14 protein-coding genes are annotated in these 14,614 nt (G+C 70.0%); 5 read left to right on the plus strand and 9 right to left on the minus strand.

Going from position 1 to position 14,614, the window contains the following annotated elements; all coding sequences use genetic code 11:
* Positions 1–28 precede the first annotated feature (28 nt).
* The 5 genes from BM133_RS21305 to mnmH are packed head-to-tail and all read left to right on the plus strand — an operon-like array spanning position 29 to position 4,434.
* Entirely contained in the window at positions 29–883 is an 855-nt protein-coding gene (locus BM133_RS21305) for a putative selenate ABC transporter substrate-binding protein (protein ID WP_093438013.1), read from the plus strand.
* Between the two features lie 13 nt (positions 884–896).
* Positions 897–1,709: a phosphonate ABC transporter ATP-binding protein gene (locus BM133_RS21310; protein WP_093438015.1), complete on the plus strand. Its 813-nt coding sequence runs from the start codon at positions 897–899 to the stop codon at positions 1,707–1,709.
* Positions 1,706–2,533 carry a PhnE/PtxC family ABC transporter permease gene (locus tag BM133_RS21315; RefSeq protein ID WP_093438018.1) on the plus strand — a complete coding sequence of 276 codons (828 nt, stop codon included), beginning with the start codon at positions 1,706–1,708 and terminating at the stop codon, positions 2,531–2,533. Before BM133_RS21310 ends, BM133_RS21315 begins: the two co-directional genes overlap by 4 nt.
* A complete protein-coding gene (phnE, locus tag BM133_RS21320; RefSeq protein ID WP_093438020.1) occupies positions 2,530–3,327 on the plus strand; it encodes a phosphonate ABC transporter, permease protein PhnE in 798 nt (265 codons plus the stop codon). The genes BM133_RS21315 and phnE overlap by 4 nt, the downstream gene beginning before the upstream one ends.
* A gap of 36 nt (positions 3,328–3,363) precedes the next feature.
* A complete protein-coding gene (gene mnmH, locus BM133_RS21325) occupies positions 3,364–4,434 on the plus strand; it encodes a tRNA 2-selenouridine(34) synthase MnmH (protein WP_093438022.1) in 1,071 nt (356 codons plus the stop codon).
* On the opposite strand, the gene fdhD is transcribed toward mnmH, so the two are convergent.
* From fdhD to BM133_RS21370, 9 genes are all read right to left on the minus strand, one after another.
* Positions 4,368–5,285, minus strand: coding sequence for a formate dehydrogenase accessory sulfurtransferase FdhD (fdhD, locus tag BM133_RS21330; RefSeq protein ID WP_093438024.1), 918 nt, complete (start codon positions 5,283–5,285; stop codon positions 4,368–4,370). The two genes, mnmH and fdhD, sit on opposite strands and share 67 nt — an antisense overlap.
* 37 nt (positions 5,286–5,322) lie before the next feature.
* Positions 5,323–5,610: a hypothetical protein gene (locus tag BM133_RS21335; RefSeq protein WP_093438027.1), complete on the minus strand. Its 288-nt coding sequence runs from the start codon at positions 5,608–5,610 to the stop codon at positions 5,323–5,325.
* A gap of 55 nt (positions 5,611–5,665) precedes the next feature.
* A complete protein-coding gene (locus BM133_RS21340; protein ID WP_093438029.1) occupies positions 5,666–8,020 on the minus strand; it encodes an FdhF/YdeP family oxidoreductase in 2,355 nt (784 codons plus the stop codon).
* Positions 8,021–8,080: 60 nt separating this feature from the next.
* Positions 8,081–10,312 (minus strand): xanthine dehydrogenase family protein molybdopterin-binding subunit, encoded by a 2,232-nt coding sequence (locus tag BM133_RS21345; RefSeq protein ID WP_093438032.1) that lies wholly within the window; start codon positions 10,310–10,312, stop codon positions 8,081–8,083.
* Between the two features lie 18 nt (positions 10,313–10,330).
* Positions 10,331–11,332, minus strand: coding sequence for an FAD binding domain-containing protein (locus BM133_RS21350; RefSeq protein WP_093438034.1), 1,002 nt, complete (start codon positions 11,330–11,332; stop codon positions 10,331–10,333).
* Positions 11,329–11,976 carry an aldehyde dehydrogenase iron-sulfur subunit PaoA gene (gene paoA / locus BM133_RS21355; protein WP_093438037.1) on the minus strand — a complete coding sequence of 216 codons (648 nt, stop codon included), beginning with the start codon at positions 11,974–11,976 and terminating at the stop codon, positions 11,329–11,331. The genes BM133_RS21350 and paoA overlap by 4 nt, the downstream gene beginning before the upstream one ends.
* Positions 11,977–11,989: 13 nt before the next feature.
* Complete coding sequence (locus BM133_RS21360; protein ID WP_093438040.1) at positions 11,990–12,346, minus strand: hypothetical protein; 357 nt, start codon at positions 12,344–12,346, stop codon at positions 11,990–11,992.
* Positions 12,347–12,459: 113 nt separating this feature from the next.
* Complete coding sequence (locus tag BM133_RS21365) at positions 12,460–13,833, minus strand: sensor histidine kinase (RefSeq protein ID WP_093438042.1); 1,374 nt, start codon at positions 13,831–13,833, stop codon at positions 12,460–12,462.
* A 61-nt stretch (positions 13,834–13,894) separates the two neighbouring features.
* Entirely contained in the window at positions 13,895–14,554 is a 660-nt protein-coding gene (locus tag BM133_RS21370; protein ID WP_093438045.1) for a response regulator, read from the minus strand.
* Positions 14,555–14,614 lie beyond the last annotated feature (60 nt).

The raw sequence follows: 14,614 nt of genomic DNA on the forward strand, positions 1-14,614 counted from the left end.
CCCTTTTTTCATCATCACTGGCATCCCCATGAACAAACTCTCCCGATTGGCGCTTGCGCTGACTTTTTCTTTCGCCAGCTTCGGCGCGCTCGCCCAGGGCGTGCTGCGCGTCTCGGCCATTCCCGACGAGGCGCCCACCGAGCTGCAGCGCAAGTTCACGCCGCTGGGCGACTACCTGAAGAAGGAAACCGGCATGGACGTGCAGTTCACGCCCGTGACCGACTACGCCGCCGTGGTCGAGGGCCTGGCCACCAACAAGATCGACATGGCCTGGCTGGGCGGCTTCACCTTCGTGCAGGCACGCATCCGCACCAACGGCGGCGCGGTGCCGATCGTGCAGCGCGCGGAAGACGAAGTGTTCACCAGCAAGTTCATCGTGCCCATCGACAGCCCCGCCAAGACGCTGGCCGACCTGAAGGGCAAGACCTTCGCGTTCGGCGCACCCTCGTCCACCTCGGGCAGCCTGATGCCGCGCTACTTCCTGCTGCAGGCCGGCATCAACCCCGAGAAGGACTTCAAGACGGTCGCGTTCTCGGGCGCGCACGACGCCACCGTGGCCTTCGTGGCCGCATCGCGTGCCGAAGCGGGCGTGCTCAACGCGTCGGTGTGGGACAAGCTGGTCGAGTCGAAGAACCCCAACGCCGCCAAGGTGCGCGTGCTCGCGACCACGCCGACCTACTACGACTACAACTGGACGGTGCGCCCGGGCATGGACCCCGCACTGCAGAAGAAGCTGACCGATGCGTTCCTGAAGCTGGACGCGTCGAACCCGGTGCAAAAAGAAATCATGGCGCTGCAGCGCGCGAGCAAGTTCATCCCGACGAAGTCGTCGAACTACGACGGGATCGAGACGGCGGGGAAATCGGCTGGCCTCATCAAGTGAGCGGGACGCGCGGATGAGTTTTTCGCTCGACGGCGTGGGCGTGGTGCATCCCAACGGCCAGCGCGCGCTGGCCGGGGTGACGCTGGCCGCGCGCGATGGCGAGCGCATCGCCGTCATCGGCCCTTCGGGCGCGGGCAAGACGACGCTGCTGCGCGTGCTCGGCGCGGCATTGCGGCCCGGTGAAGGCGAAGTGCAGGCGCTGGGCGCGAAGCCCTGGCAGTTGCCGGCCGGCGCACTGAAGAAACTGCGCGCACGCATCGGCACCGTGCACCAGGCGCCGCCGATTGCGCCGCGCCTGCGCGTGGTGACCGCGGTGCTTTCGGGCCGGCTCGGCGAGTGGTCGATGTTGCGCGCGCTCGGATCGCTTTTCCACCCTTCGGACATTGCAGGCGCACACGAGGTGTTGTCGCGCCTCTCGCTCGAAGACCGCCTCTTCGAGCGCTGCGACCGCCTCTCGGGCGGGCAGTTGCAGCGCGTGGGCATCGCGCGCGTGCTGTACCAGCGGCCGGCCCTGCTGCTGGCCGACGAACCCGTCTCCGCGCTCGACCCGACGCTGGCCGATGCGGCCATCGGCCAGTTCGTCGCGCAGAGCGAAGCGACAGGCGCCACGCTGGTCGCCTCGCTGCATGCGGTGGACCTCGCGCTGCGCTGGTTCCCGCGTGTCGTCGGCATGCGGAGCGGGCAGGTGATGTTCGACCTGCCGACCACCGAAGTCACGCCCGCGATGCTCGAGGCGCTCTATGCGAGCGAAGGCGGCGTGGCGGTGCAGCGGGCGCCTCGGCCCGTCGCCGCTGAAGCGGCTTTCCAGCGCCCGGACTGTCCATGACCGCCGCCATCGTCCACCGCGATCCGCAGGCGATGCGGCGGCTGGCCGGCTGGCTCGCCGCGCTCGTCATCGCCTGGCCGATGCTGGCACTCTCGGAGTTCAAGCCGTGGGCGCTGTTCGGCAGCGGCAATCTCGCGGTGATCGGCGGTTTTCTCGCGGGCTTCTTTCCGCCTGCAGGTTCGCCCGATTTCCTCGCATTGCTCGCCAAGGCCACGCTGGAGACGCTGGCCATGGCCACGGCCGGCACCGCGCTCGCACTCCTGATCGGCGCGCCGCTCGCGTTCGTCACGACGCGCGCCCTCTCCATCTCGCGCATCGGCCCGGGGCCGGGGCGCGCGCAGGCCGGCATCGTGCGGCAGGCCGCGCGCTGGCTGCTGATGGTGCTGCGCGCCATTCCCGAAATCGTCTGGGCGCTGCTCTTCGTGCGCGCGCTCGGCCTCGGCCCCGCGGCCGGTGTGCTGGCGCTGGCCATCACCTACGGCGGCATGCTCGGCAAGGTCTACGCCGAGATCCTCGAATCGACCGACACGCGGCCCGCACGCGCGCTGCTCGAAAGCGGCAGCGGCCGGCTCGCGGCGCTGTGCTACGGCCTCCTGCCGCACACCGCGCAGGAGCTGGCCTCGTACACCGTCTACCGCTGGGAATGCGCAGTGCGCGCCTCGGTGGTGATGGGCTTCGTCGGCGCCGGCGGCCTCGGCCAGTTGATGGACCAGTCGATGAAGATGCTCAACGGCGGCGAGGCGAGCAGCATCCTGCTCGTGTTCCTCGCGCTCGTGCTGCTGGCCGATGTGATGAGCAATGCGCTGCGGAGACTGCTCGCATGAACAACCTCCCGCCGCGTCCGCCGCCGTGCCTGCGCTGCTGGTTCGCCGTGGGGCTGATCGCGGTGGCGGTCGTCGCGAGCTTCGTCTACCTCGGCATCGACTACCGCGCGCTGGGCTCGGCCGAATCGCTGCGGCTCATGGGCAAGTTCATCGCAGAGTTTTTCCCGCCCGATGTGTCGCCGGACTTTCTCGCGAAGGTCGGCAGCGGTGCGCTGCAGACGCTAGCGGTGTCGGCGCTCGGAACGGTGCTGGCGGCCATCGCGGGCGCGGTGCTCGCGCTGCCCGCCTCGGGCCGCGCCGGATGGGTGCCGCGGCATGTCGCGCGCTTCATCCTCAATTTCCTGCGCAGCGTGCCCGAGTTGGTCTGGGCCGCGCTGATGGTGCTGGCCGCCGGCATCGGGCCGTTCGCGGGCGCGCTGGCCCTCTCGCTGCACACCACCGGCGTGCTGGGGCGCCTGTTCGCCGAGGCGCTGGAAAACGCGCCGCGCGAACCCGAACACGCGCTCACGCTCTCGGGCGCCGGCCCGGTCACCGCGTTCAGCTATGCGAGCCTTCCGATCGTGCTGCCGCAGTGGGTGGCCTACACGCTCTACCGCTGGGAGATGAACATCCGCATGGCCGCGGTGCTCGGCTTCGTGGGCGGCGGCGGGCTGGGGCAGCTGCTGTACTTCCACCTGTCGATCTTCCAGCAGCAGCAGGCGATGACGGTGCTGATCGCGATGTTCGTGCTGGTGACGCTGGTGGACTTTGCGAGCGCTCGCTTGCGCCGCGGATTGGGTCCGGCCTACGCCTGAGGCCTCCGGCGACAATCGGGGCATGAGGTTCCTGCCATGAGTCATCGCCAGCCCGTGCGGGTCGGCGACCACCACCCCTTCGACACGATCATCGACGCCCGCTCGCCGGCCGAGTTCGCGCTCGACCACATTCCCGGTGCCATCAACTGCCCGGTGCTCGACGACGAGGAGCGCCGCGTCGTCGGCACCTTCTACGTGCAGACCGGTGCCTTCGAGGCGCGGCGCATCGGCGGCGCGATGGTCGCGGCCAACATCGCCAGGCACCTGCGCGAGACGCTGGCCGACCGGCCCGAGAAGTGGAAACCGCTGGTCTATTGCTGGCGCGGCGGCATGCGCAGCGGCTCGATGGTGACGTGGCTGAGGCTGGTCGGCTGGGACGCGCAGCAGCTCGCCGGCGGCTACAAGAGCTTTCGCCGCCACGTCATCTCGCAGATCGATTCGCTGACCCCGCAGCTGGACCTGCGCGTGATCTGCGGCGCCACGGGCAGCGCCAAGACGCGCGTGCTGCATGCGCTGGCCGAGCGCGGCGAGCAGACCCTCGACCTGGAAGATTTCGCGAGCCACAAGGGCTCTTTGCTCGGTTCGCTGCCCGGCGTGCCGCAGCCTTCGCAAAAGCATTTCGAGACGCGCATCGCGACCGTGCTCGAAACCATCGACCTGAAGCGCCCGCTGTACGTGGAAGGCGAGAGCATCCGCATCGGCCGGCTCTCGCTGCCGCTGTCGCTGGTGGCGCAGATGCGCGGCGCGCCTTGCATCGAGGTCGCGGCCACGCCCGAAGCGCGACTGGCCTACCTGCTGCGCGACTACGCCTACCTCGGCGACGACCGCGACGCGCTCGCCGACAAGCTCGGCGTGCTCAAGGAATTGCAGGGCAAGGAAACGGTGGCGCGCTGGCAGCAATGGGCGCACGAGGCCGACCTGCCCAAGCTCTTTGCCGAACTGATGGCGCTGCACTACGACCCGCATTACCAGAAGTCGCAGGAGCTGCACTTCAAGGCCTGGGAGCGCCGCCGCAGCGTGGCGACGACCGACCTGAGCGATCAGGGGATAGAGGCAGTGGCCGATGCAGTGCGCGCATTCGAAGGCGGCGGCAGCCCGTCCGCATAGAGCACGCCGCGCGGCGCGCGGCACAGCCCCCAGAAGCGCAGGCCGCTGAGCTCGGCCATGCGCACGCCCATCGCGGTGGGCGCCGAGATGGTCGCCATCGCCGCGATGCCCAGGCGCCCGCACTTGCGCACGAGTTCGTGGCTGCCGCGGCTGGACATCAGCACGAAGCCCGGCTCCTCGAGGCGCCCCGCCCGCGCGAGCCGGCCCAAGAGCTTGTCGAGCGCGTTGTGGCGCCCCACGTCTTCCATCACGTCGGTGAGTTCGCCCTGCACCGTGGCCCAGCCCGCGGCGTGGATCGCGCCGGCTTCGGCATTCAGGACCTGGCGCGCGGGCAGTGCCGCGAAGGCGCGCAGCACGGTTTCCAGATCGATGCGTTCGATCCAGTCGCGTGGCGGCACGGGCTGCGGCGTGATGTCCAGGCCCGCGAAACTCTCGACGCCGCAGACGCCGCATCCCGTGCGACCCGCGAGGCTGCGGCGGCGGCCTTTCAGGCGCTCGAAGCTGCGGGTGGCAATGTCCAGCTGCACTTCGATGCCGGGCATGCCCTCGGGGAGGCCCGCCGAGACGGCATCGATGGTCTGGACTTCGATGCCGCGGCAGTCGGCCGCGCTGTCCAGGATGCCTTCGCTCAGCGCGAAGCCGAGCGCGAAGTCTTCCAGGTCGAGCGGCGTGGCCATCATCACCGCGTGCGAGACGCCGTTGAAGACCAGCGCGACCGGCACCTCGGCGGCCAGCGTGTCGTCGCGCACCGCGCCTTCAGGGGCCACGCCGCGTTCGCCGAACACGCGCACGGCGTGCCGGGAGAGCGATGGCAGGGTGTCTTCGGAATCGGCGAGGTCTGGCTGTGGCATGGACAGGGTGGCTCCGGGTAGGCCGGCCATTGTCCGCTCAGCCGGCGTTTTCGTCAGCCGGGGGCAGTGTTTGAACCTGCGCGCGCCCGGGGGCTTCCAGGTGCGCGACCCAGCGGTCGTCGTGCTGCTCCACGCGCACCCAGCCGGGGCCGCGCACGCCGCCGATGGCCGCATCGCCCATCAGCGTGAGCCGGCGCATCAGCACGCTCGCACCCTGGCCCAGCCGCTTGCCCAGGCGCGGCAGCGAGACGCCGCTGCCCACCGGCTCCTGCGCGAGCATGCGCAGGATGGCGACCGAGAGGCTGTCTTCGAGCAGTGCGCTCATTCGACAACCTCTGCGCTCCGCGCTGCGTTATTCGCCCTGGGAACGGCCCGGCGCCTCATGCAGTTGCCACCATCCCGTCCGCCGCGTCCTCCGACAGCTTCTGGATCGGCAGCTCGTGCGGCACCAGCACCACGGGAATGGACTTGGAGGTCGGCGTGCCCGCGTTCTCGGCCACGGCCGACAGCGGCACCAGCGGATTGGTCTCGGGGTAGTAGGCCGCGATGTTGCCGCGCGGAATGTCGTAGGCCACGAGCTTGAAGCGGTCGGCGCGGCGCTCCTGTCCGTCGTTCCACACGGTCTGCAGGTCGACCCAGTCGCCATCCTTCATGCCGAGCGCGCGGATGTCCTCGGCGTGGATGAAGACCACGCGGCGCTGGCCGAAGACGCCCCGGTAGCGGTCGTCCATGCCGTAGATGGTGGTGTTGTACTGGTCGTGCGAACGCGTGGTGAAGAGTGTGAACACCAGCGTGTCGCGGATGCGCAGGCGCGCCCGGTGCGAGGGCGTGTCGCGCGGCACGGCGTGCGTGAAGAACACGGCCTTCTTCGAGGCGGTGGCCCACACGCGCTCGCTCGCGGTGTTGCGAAGGCGAAAGCCGCCGGGCTTGGCGACGCGGGTGTTGAAGTCCTTGAAGTCGTCGAACACCGCTTCGATCTTGTCGCGGATGCGTGCGTAGTCTTCGACGAGCCAGAGCCACGGCGTCTTGCTGCGCGCGCCGATGGTGGCGGCCGCGAGCCGCGCCACGATGGCCGGCTCCGAGAGCAGCTGCTCGGACGCGGGCGGGTTGATGCCCATCGAGATGTGCACCATGCTCATCGAGTCTTCCACCGTCACGCCCTGCGGGCCGTTGGCCTGCATGTCGATCTCGGTGCGGCCCAGGCACGGCAGGATCAGCGCCTCGCGCCCGTGCACGATGTGGCTGCGGTTCAGCTTGGTGGTCACGTGCACCGTGAGGTCGCACTGCTGCAGGCCCTTCCAGGTCTGGTAGGTGTCGGGCGTGGCGGCCGCGAAGTTGCCGCCGAGCGCGAAGAACACGCGGCCCTTGCCGTCGAGCATCGCCTGGATCGCCTCGACCGTGTCCAGGCCGTTCTCGCGCGGCGGCTCGAAGCCGAACACCTGCTGCAGCCGGTCGAGCAGCGCCACCGGCGGCTTCTCCCAGATGCCCATGGTGCGGTCGCCCTGCACGTTGCTGTGGCCGCGCACCGGGCAGGCGCCCGCGCCCTCGCGGCCCATGTGGCCGCACAGCATGAGCCAGTTGACGATCATCTGGATGGTCGCCACCGAGTGCTGGTGCTGCGTGATGCCCATGCCCCAGCAGGCGATGACCTTCTTCGCGCCGAGGTACACCTCGGCCGCGGCGCGCAACTGCTCTTGCGTGAGGCCCGATTCCTGCACCAGCACGTCCCACGATTCGGCGCGCAGATCGTCCGCGAGCGATTCGAAGCCGGTGGTATGCGTGGCGATGAAAGCGTGGTCGAGCACCGAGGCTTCGCCGCGTGCGACGAGCGCGTCTTCGCGCTCGATGACATGTTTCATCATCCCCTTCACGGCGGCGAAGTCGCCGCCCACGCGCAGCTGGAAGTAGTGCGTGCTGATGGGCGTGGAGCCCATGGTCGCCATCTCCAGCTTGTCCTGCGGGTCGGCAAAGCGCTCCAGCCCGCGCTCGCGCAGCGGGTTGAAGCTCACGATGCGCGCGCCGCGCTTCGAAGCCGCGCGCAGTTCGCCGAGCATGCGCGGATGGTTGGTGCCGGGGTTCTGGCCGAAGATGAAGATGGCGTCGGCCTTCTCGAAATCCTCCAGCGTGACCGTGCCCTTGCCCACGCCGATCTGCGGGCGCATGCCGCTGCCGCTGGGCTCGTGGCACATGTTCGAGCAGTCGGGGAAATTGTTGGTGCCGTACTCGCGCACGAAGAGCTGATACAGGAACGCAGCCTCGTTGCTCGCGCGGCCCGAGGTGTAGAAGATGGCCTGGTTCGGGTCGGGCAGCGCGTTCAGGTGGCGCGCGATCAGCGCGAAGGCGTCGTCCCAGCCGATGGGAATGTATTTGTCGCTGGCCGCGTCGTAGGCCATCGGGTGCGTGAGGCGGCCCTGGTCTTCGAGCCAGAAATCGCTCTGCTCGGCCAGTTGCGCCACGGTGTGCTTGGCGAAGAGCTCGGGGCCGGCGCGGCGCGCGGTGGCTTCGGCCGCCACGGCCTTCACGCCGTTCTCGCAGAACTCGAAGGTCGAGGCGTGGTTGCGGTCGGGCCAGGCGCAGCCGGGGCAGTCGAAGCCGTCGGGCTGGTTGGCCGAGAGCAGCGTCTTGGCGCCCTTGAGGGGAATGTCCTGCCGCAGCAGCGCGTTCGTCACGCTGCGAAGTGCACCCCAGCCGCCTGCGGGGCCCTTGTAAAACTCGATCTTCTGCTCACTGCTCATGCCGGCTAGTGTTCGCCGCGGGCATGAGGAGCGTCAAATTGAATCGGGACATGCGCCGATTCAAAAAGGAAATGACGGCAGCCCCGGCAGCAGCTTGTCGAGGGTGATCGGGTAGCTGCGCACCCGCACCCCGGTCGCGTTGTAGATGGCGTTGGCCACCGCCGCGCCCGAGCCGCAGGTGCCCAGCTCGCCGATGCCCTTGGACTTGATCGGGCTCGCGAGGTCGTCCGCATCCTGCAGGTAGACCGCGTCGATGGCCGGGATGTCGGCATGCACCGGCACCAAGTATTCGGCCATGTCGTGGTTGACGAAATAGCCGTGGTGCACGTCGACCACGGCCTCCTCGGTCAGCGCCGCCCCCACGCCGAACACCATGCCGCCGATGGCCTGGCTGCGCGCCATCTTCATGTTGAGGATGCGCCCGGCCGCGAACACGCCGAGCATGCGGCGCACGCGGGTCTCGCCGGTGTCGATGTCCACGCCCACTTCGCAGAAGTGGGCGCCGAACGCGGCCTGCGCGTAGCGGCGGTGCAGGTCGCCGGGCTCCACGGTGCCGAGCACGCTCAGGCCTTCGGCGCCGGCCAGCTCGCCCAGTGCGCGCGATTGCCGGCCGGAGGCGATGCGGCCCCGCTCGAAACGCGCGGTCTTCACGTCGAACCCCGCGCGCCGCACGAGCGTGGCGCACAGATCCTCGCAACCATGGAAGACCGAAGCGCCCGCGCTCGATGCGCCGATGGAGGTGATCGAGCCCGCGCCGGCCGGAAAGGCCGTGTCGCCGAGCCGCACGCCGATGCGGTCCATCGGGATGCCGGTCATCTCCGCGGCAATCTGCGCGAGCACGGTGTAGGTGCCGGTGCCGATGTCGGTCATCGAGGTCTCGATGGTCAGGCGCCCTTCTGCATCGAGCCGCAGGCGCGCGCTCGACGGGCGCACAGAATGGTGGTGGATGGCGCTCGCCACGCCCATGCCGACCAGCCAGCGGCCCTCGCGCACCCGGCCCGGCGTGGCACTGCGGCGCGCCCAGCCGAAGCGGCTCGCGCCTTCGCGCAGGCACTCGATGAGCTTGCGGCCGGAGTAAGGCCGCGACGGCCCGCGCTCGGGGTCGCACGGGCTGTCGTTGAGGATGCGCAGTTGCACCGGGTCCATGCGCAGCTTCTCGGCGAGCTCGTCGAGCGCGACCTCGAAGGCCAGCTGGCCGCTCGCGGTGGCCGGCGCGCGCATCGCGGCGGCTTCGGGCAGGTCGAGCGGCGCGAGGCGGTGCGCGGTCATGCGGTTGGGCGCGGCGTAGAGCAGCCGCGTCTGGCGCGATGCACCCTCGTAGTAGCTGCGGCCCGGCAGGTTGCTGGTCCAGGTCTCGTGGCCGATGGCGGTGAGCCGGCCATCGGGCGTGGCGCCCAGGCGCACGCGCTGCAGCGTCGCGGCGCGCCGCGTCGTGTGGTTGAGCAGTTGCTCGCGGGCCAGCGCCGTCTTCACCGGCCGGGCGAGTTCGCGCGCCGCGAAGGCCGAGAGCACCGCATCCGCATGCGTGCGCAGCTTGGAGCCGAAGCCGCCGCCGACGAAGGCCGAGACCACGCGCACCTGCTCGACCGGCACGTCCACCATCGCCGCCACGTCGCTCGCCGCCCAGTTGGCCATCTGGTGCGAGGTGTAGAGCGTGAGCCGGTCGCCGTCCCAGCGCGCGATGGTGGCCTGCGGCTCCATCATCGCGGGGTGCTGGTCGGGCGTGGCGTAGTTCTGGTCGAGCTGCACGGGCGCCGCGTCGTAGGCGCCCTGGAAGTCGCCGATGGCCGTGTCGGCGGCGCTCTCGCTGCCGGCGCTCGGGTCGTCGCCGGGCTTCACCGCGGTGGCCTGCGCGGCGGCCAGGTCGAAGCGGCCCGCGGTGCTCTCGTAGTCGATGCGGATCAGGAACGAGGCGGCGCGCGCCTGCTCCAGCGTCTCGGCCACGACGAAGGCCACGGCCTGCCCATGGTGCTGCACCTCGGGCCCCGAGAGCTGCGACACCAGGTTCGCGCGCCCACGCGGCACCATGCGCGGCACGTTGGCATAGGTGTAGACCAGCAGCACGCCCGGCGCGCGCCGCACCTCGGCGGTATCGATGCGGACGATGCGGCCCTTGGCGATGCCGGCCAGCACGATCCAGCCGTAGGCCGCGTTGGGCACTTCCTCGTGGTACTCGTAGCTGTAGCGGGCGCGTCCGCTGACCTTGAGCGGGCCGTCGATGCGGTCGATCGGCTTGCCCAGGATGCGCTCGCGGTCCAGCGGGCTGGGGCCGGCGGCTGTGGTGAATTGCATGGTGATGCCTTCTTGGGTTCAGGCGGTGGTCATCGCCTGCGCCAGCGTCACATCGAGCGTGCGGCGCAGCAGGGGAATCTTGAAATCGTTGTGGCCGTGGCCGCGCGCTTCAGCGAGCAGGAGGTCGGCGACGGCACGGCGGGCGTCCGCGCCGCCGTCGGTGCCCACAAGGCGCCGCTCCGCCTCCTCGTTGCGCCAGGGCCGGGCCGCAAGGCCGCCGAAGGCCAGGCGCGCCTGCGTGACGGTGCGGCCTTCGCGCACGACCACCGCAGCCACCGAGACGAGCGCGAAGGCGTACGACGCCCGATCGCGCACCTTGCGGTAGAGCTGCCGCCCGCCGAGCGGCGCGGGCAGCACCACGGCCGTGACGAGTTCGTCCGGCGCGAGCGCGGTCTCCACGTGCGGCGTCGCGCCCGGCAGGCGATGGAAGTCGGCGATGGGAATCTGCCGCACGCTGCTGCTGCTGCTGCTGCCGCTGGCCGAGACGGTCTCCACGCGCGCATCGAAGGCGCGCATCGCCACCGCCATGTCGGACGAATGCACCGCAATGCACTGGTCGCTCGCCCCGAGGATCGCGTGGATGCGGTTGAAGCCCTCCATCGCCGCGCAGCCGCTGCCGGGCGTGCGCTTGTTGCAGGGTTTGCTGGTGTCGTAGAAGTAGAAGCAGCGCGTGCGCTGCAGCAGGTTGCCCGCGGTGGTCGCCTTGTTGCGCAGCTGGGCGCTGGCGCCGGAGAGCAAGGCACGCGCGAGCAGCGGATAGCCCTGCCGCACGCGGATGTCGGCCGCCAGGTCGCTGTTGCGCACCAGCGCGCCGATCTTCAGGCCGCCCTCGGGCGTGGCCTCGATGCGGTCGAGCCCCAGGCGGTTCACGTCGACCAGGTGCGCCGGATGCTCGATGTCCAGCTTCATCAGGTCCAGCAGGTTGGTACCGCCCGCGATGAACTTCGCACCGGGCTGGCGCTGCACGGCCGCGGCGGCGTCGGCCGGGCTCTGCGCGCGTTCGTAGGTGAAGGCTCTCATGCAGTTTCTCCCGCCGCTTTTCCCGCGACCTCTCGGATGGCCTCGATGATGTTCGGATACCCCGCGCACCGGCAGATGTTGCCGCTCATGCGCTCGCGCAGTTCCTCATCGCTGAACAGCGGGCGCACGGCGATGTCGTGCGTCACATGGCTGGGCATGCCGCGGCGCATTTCGTCCAGCATGCCGACGGCCGAGCAAATCTGCCCCGGCGTGCAGTAGCCGCACTGGTAGCCGTCGTGCTTGACGAAGGCGGCCTGCATCGGGTGCAGCTTCTTCGGGTCGCCCAGGCCCTCGATGGTCGTCACCGCATCGCCGTCGTGCATCACGGCCAGCGTGAGGCAGCTGTTGATGCGGCGGCCGTTCACCATCACCGTGCAGGCGCCGCACTGGCCGTGGTCGCAACCCTTCTTGGCACCCGTGAGGCGCAGGTGCTCGCGCAGCGCGTCGAGCAGCGTGACGCGCGGATCGATGGCCAGCGACCGAGGCTGCCCGTTGATGCGCAGCGTCACGTTCGCAAGCGCCGCGGTGTCGGCGGCCGGCGCGGCATCGACACCGAGCGGCAGCGTGGCCGCCACCACGCCGGCAGCGCTGGTGACCAGCACGGCGCGGCGCGTATAGCCGTCTTTCGGGTCGGCATCGTCCATCGCGTTCGCCGGCTCAGAAGCGCGTGGCGGGTGCGATGGAGGCTTGCGCCTTCGCCGCCGGCATCGTGGAGACGACGACGCTGTTCACGCGCGATCCGCTGCTCACGTTCTGGTCGGGTGCATGGGCGGTGAGCACGGCGTCCTCGTAGACCGACTGGGCAGATGCGGTCGAGGTGAACGGGTCGGCGCCGCGCGAGCCGCGCGTCACGTTCTGGTTGGGGGCATGTGCCGTGGAGACGGCTTCGGCCGCCACCGCGTCGCGCTCGCGCAGGTTTGCGCCCTGGTGCACGCCTTCGTAGGCTTCGGCATGGGCCGCGACGGCGGCAAGGCTGGTGGCAAGCACGGCCAGCAGGTGGGTGATGTTTCGCATGTGAGCTCCTGTTGGAAACCGAGGAAGACCCTCGAAAGGCGGCCGCTCTCTCGGCCTGGGCTCACTGTAGAAACGCTGCTTTACGCGTCCTTTATGCGAGAGTTAACTGGCCGTTAAGCCGCGCGCAGATGCACCCGCGCCAGCAGGCCGCAGACCGCGCCGCTGTCGTCCGTGCGGTTTTCCAGCGCGATGCGCATGCCGTTGCGCCCGGCCGCCATCTGCGCAATGGCCAGCCCCAGGCCGCTGCCTTCGGCCGTGGTGCCGGGCACGCGGTAGAAGCGGTCGAAGGCACGCTCCATGGCCTCGGGCGGAATGCCGGGGCCGTTGTCCACGACATCGACCACCGGCTCTCCGTTCACCTGGTGCAGCCGCACGTCGACGATGCCGCCTTCGGGCGAGTGGCGCAGCGCGTTGTCGATCAGGTTGCCGAAGATGCTGTGCAGTTCCGCGGGCGGCGCGGTCACCGTCGTGTCGATCTCACCGTCGAAGCCGATGTCGATGCGGCGCCGGTCGGCAATCACCATGAGTTGCGCGATGCTGTCGCGCAGCACCGACGCCACCTCCAGCGGCACCGAGGCTTCGCGCTGCGCATGGCTCTCCTGGTGCGACATGCGCAGCAGTTGCTCGATGAGGTGCTGGGCGCGCGTCACGCCGCCCTTGAGCTGCGCGTAGTGCTCCGCGGCGCGTTCGCCGGGCACCTCGGCGCGCATGTTGTCCAGTTGCAGGCCCAGCGCGGCGATGGGCGTGCGCAGCTCATGCGCCGCGTCCTGCACGAAGCGCCGCTGCGCGGCGAAGGCCTGGCGCAGGCGCACGAGCAGGCTGTTGAAGGCTTCCACCAGCGGCGCGATCTCGTCGGGCACGTGGGACACCGACAGCGCCGACAGGCTGCGCTCGTCCTTCGCCGCTACGTCCAGCGCCACGCTGCGCAGCTTGCGCGACGAGGTCCAGACCACCAGCCACAGCACGGCCAGCGACAGCGGCAGCAGCAAGGCGATGGGCGCTGCAGACTGCAGCGCGCGCCGCTCCACCAGCGCGCGCACGAAGCCGCCGTTCTGGATCACCTGCACGCTGAAGCGCCCGCCGTCGGGCACCGCGCCGGTGGAATAGACGCGCCATGTCTCGTTGTCCCCGGGGCCGAGCCTCACCACGTGCAGCCCCGCCCCCGGCTGGCGCCCCACGGCCAGCGACGGCCAGGAGGTGGCCAGCAGCTCGCCCCGCGCGCTCCAGATCTGCACGATGAAGGCGCCCCGGTGGTAGATGCCCTGCCTGTCGCCCGGCTTGAGCACCGGCACGTTCTCGTTGCTGGCGTAGGAGTCGGCCAGCGTCTGCATCTGGTCGTCCTTGAAGGTGACGATGAGGCGGTCGTAGCTCGTGTAGGTGAACCACGCCACGCCGATGGCCGCGAGCACGTGCACCAGCACCAGCCAGAGCAGCAGCTTGTTGCGCAGGGACCCCGGCGAATACCACCGGCGCGACTGGACGCTCATTGCACAGCCTCCGTGCCTCGCACTGCGGTGCGAGCTTGCCCGGGGCGGCCCGGCGCGGCGCTCATGAATCCACCACGCGCCACCCCAGCCCGCGCACGTTGCGGATGGTGTCGGCACCGAGCTTGCGGCGCATGTTGTGGATGATCACGTCGACCGCGTTGCTCATCACCTCTTCGCCCCAGCCGTAGATGCGGCTCTCCAGTTGCTCGCGCGAGAAGATGGCGCCGGGGCGCTCCAGCATGGCGTGCATCAGCGCGAACTCGCGCGCCGTGAGCACCTCGCGCGTGCCGTTGTGCAGGATCTCGCGCGTGGTGAGGTCCAGCTGCACGTTGCCGCTGCCGATGATGGAGTTCGACGCGCCATGCCGCCGCCGCACCACCGCGCGCATCCGCGCCAAGAGCTCGGGCAGCTCGAAGGGCTTGAGCAGGTAGTCGTCGGCGCCCAGGTCCAGCCCCTCGACCCGCTGGCCGAGGCCGTCGCGCGCGGTGAGGATGAGGATGGGCGTGTCGTCCTTCAGGCTGCGCGCGCGGCGCAGCACCTCCAGGCCGTCCGCCTTGGGCAGGCCCAGGTCGAGCAGCACGCAGCTGTAGTCGCCGTCGGCCATCGCACTCTGCGCGAGCAGGCCGTCGCGCACCCAGTCCACGGCCCAGCCCGACCGCTCCAGGCCACGGACAAGGCTCTTCCCGATCATTTCGTCGTCTTCGACAAGCAGCGTGCGCACACCGGCCCCCTTTTGTTGGTGCGAGGCGGAAGGTAGCTCAGAAGCGTTAGGTCAACGTTA

It is taken from the genome of Variovorax sp. 770b2, assembly GCF_900115685.1.
Classification (GTDB): domain Bacteria; phylum Pseudomonadota; class Gammaproteobacteria; order Burkholderiales; family Burkholderiaceae_C; genus Variovorax.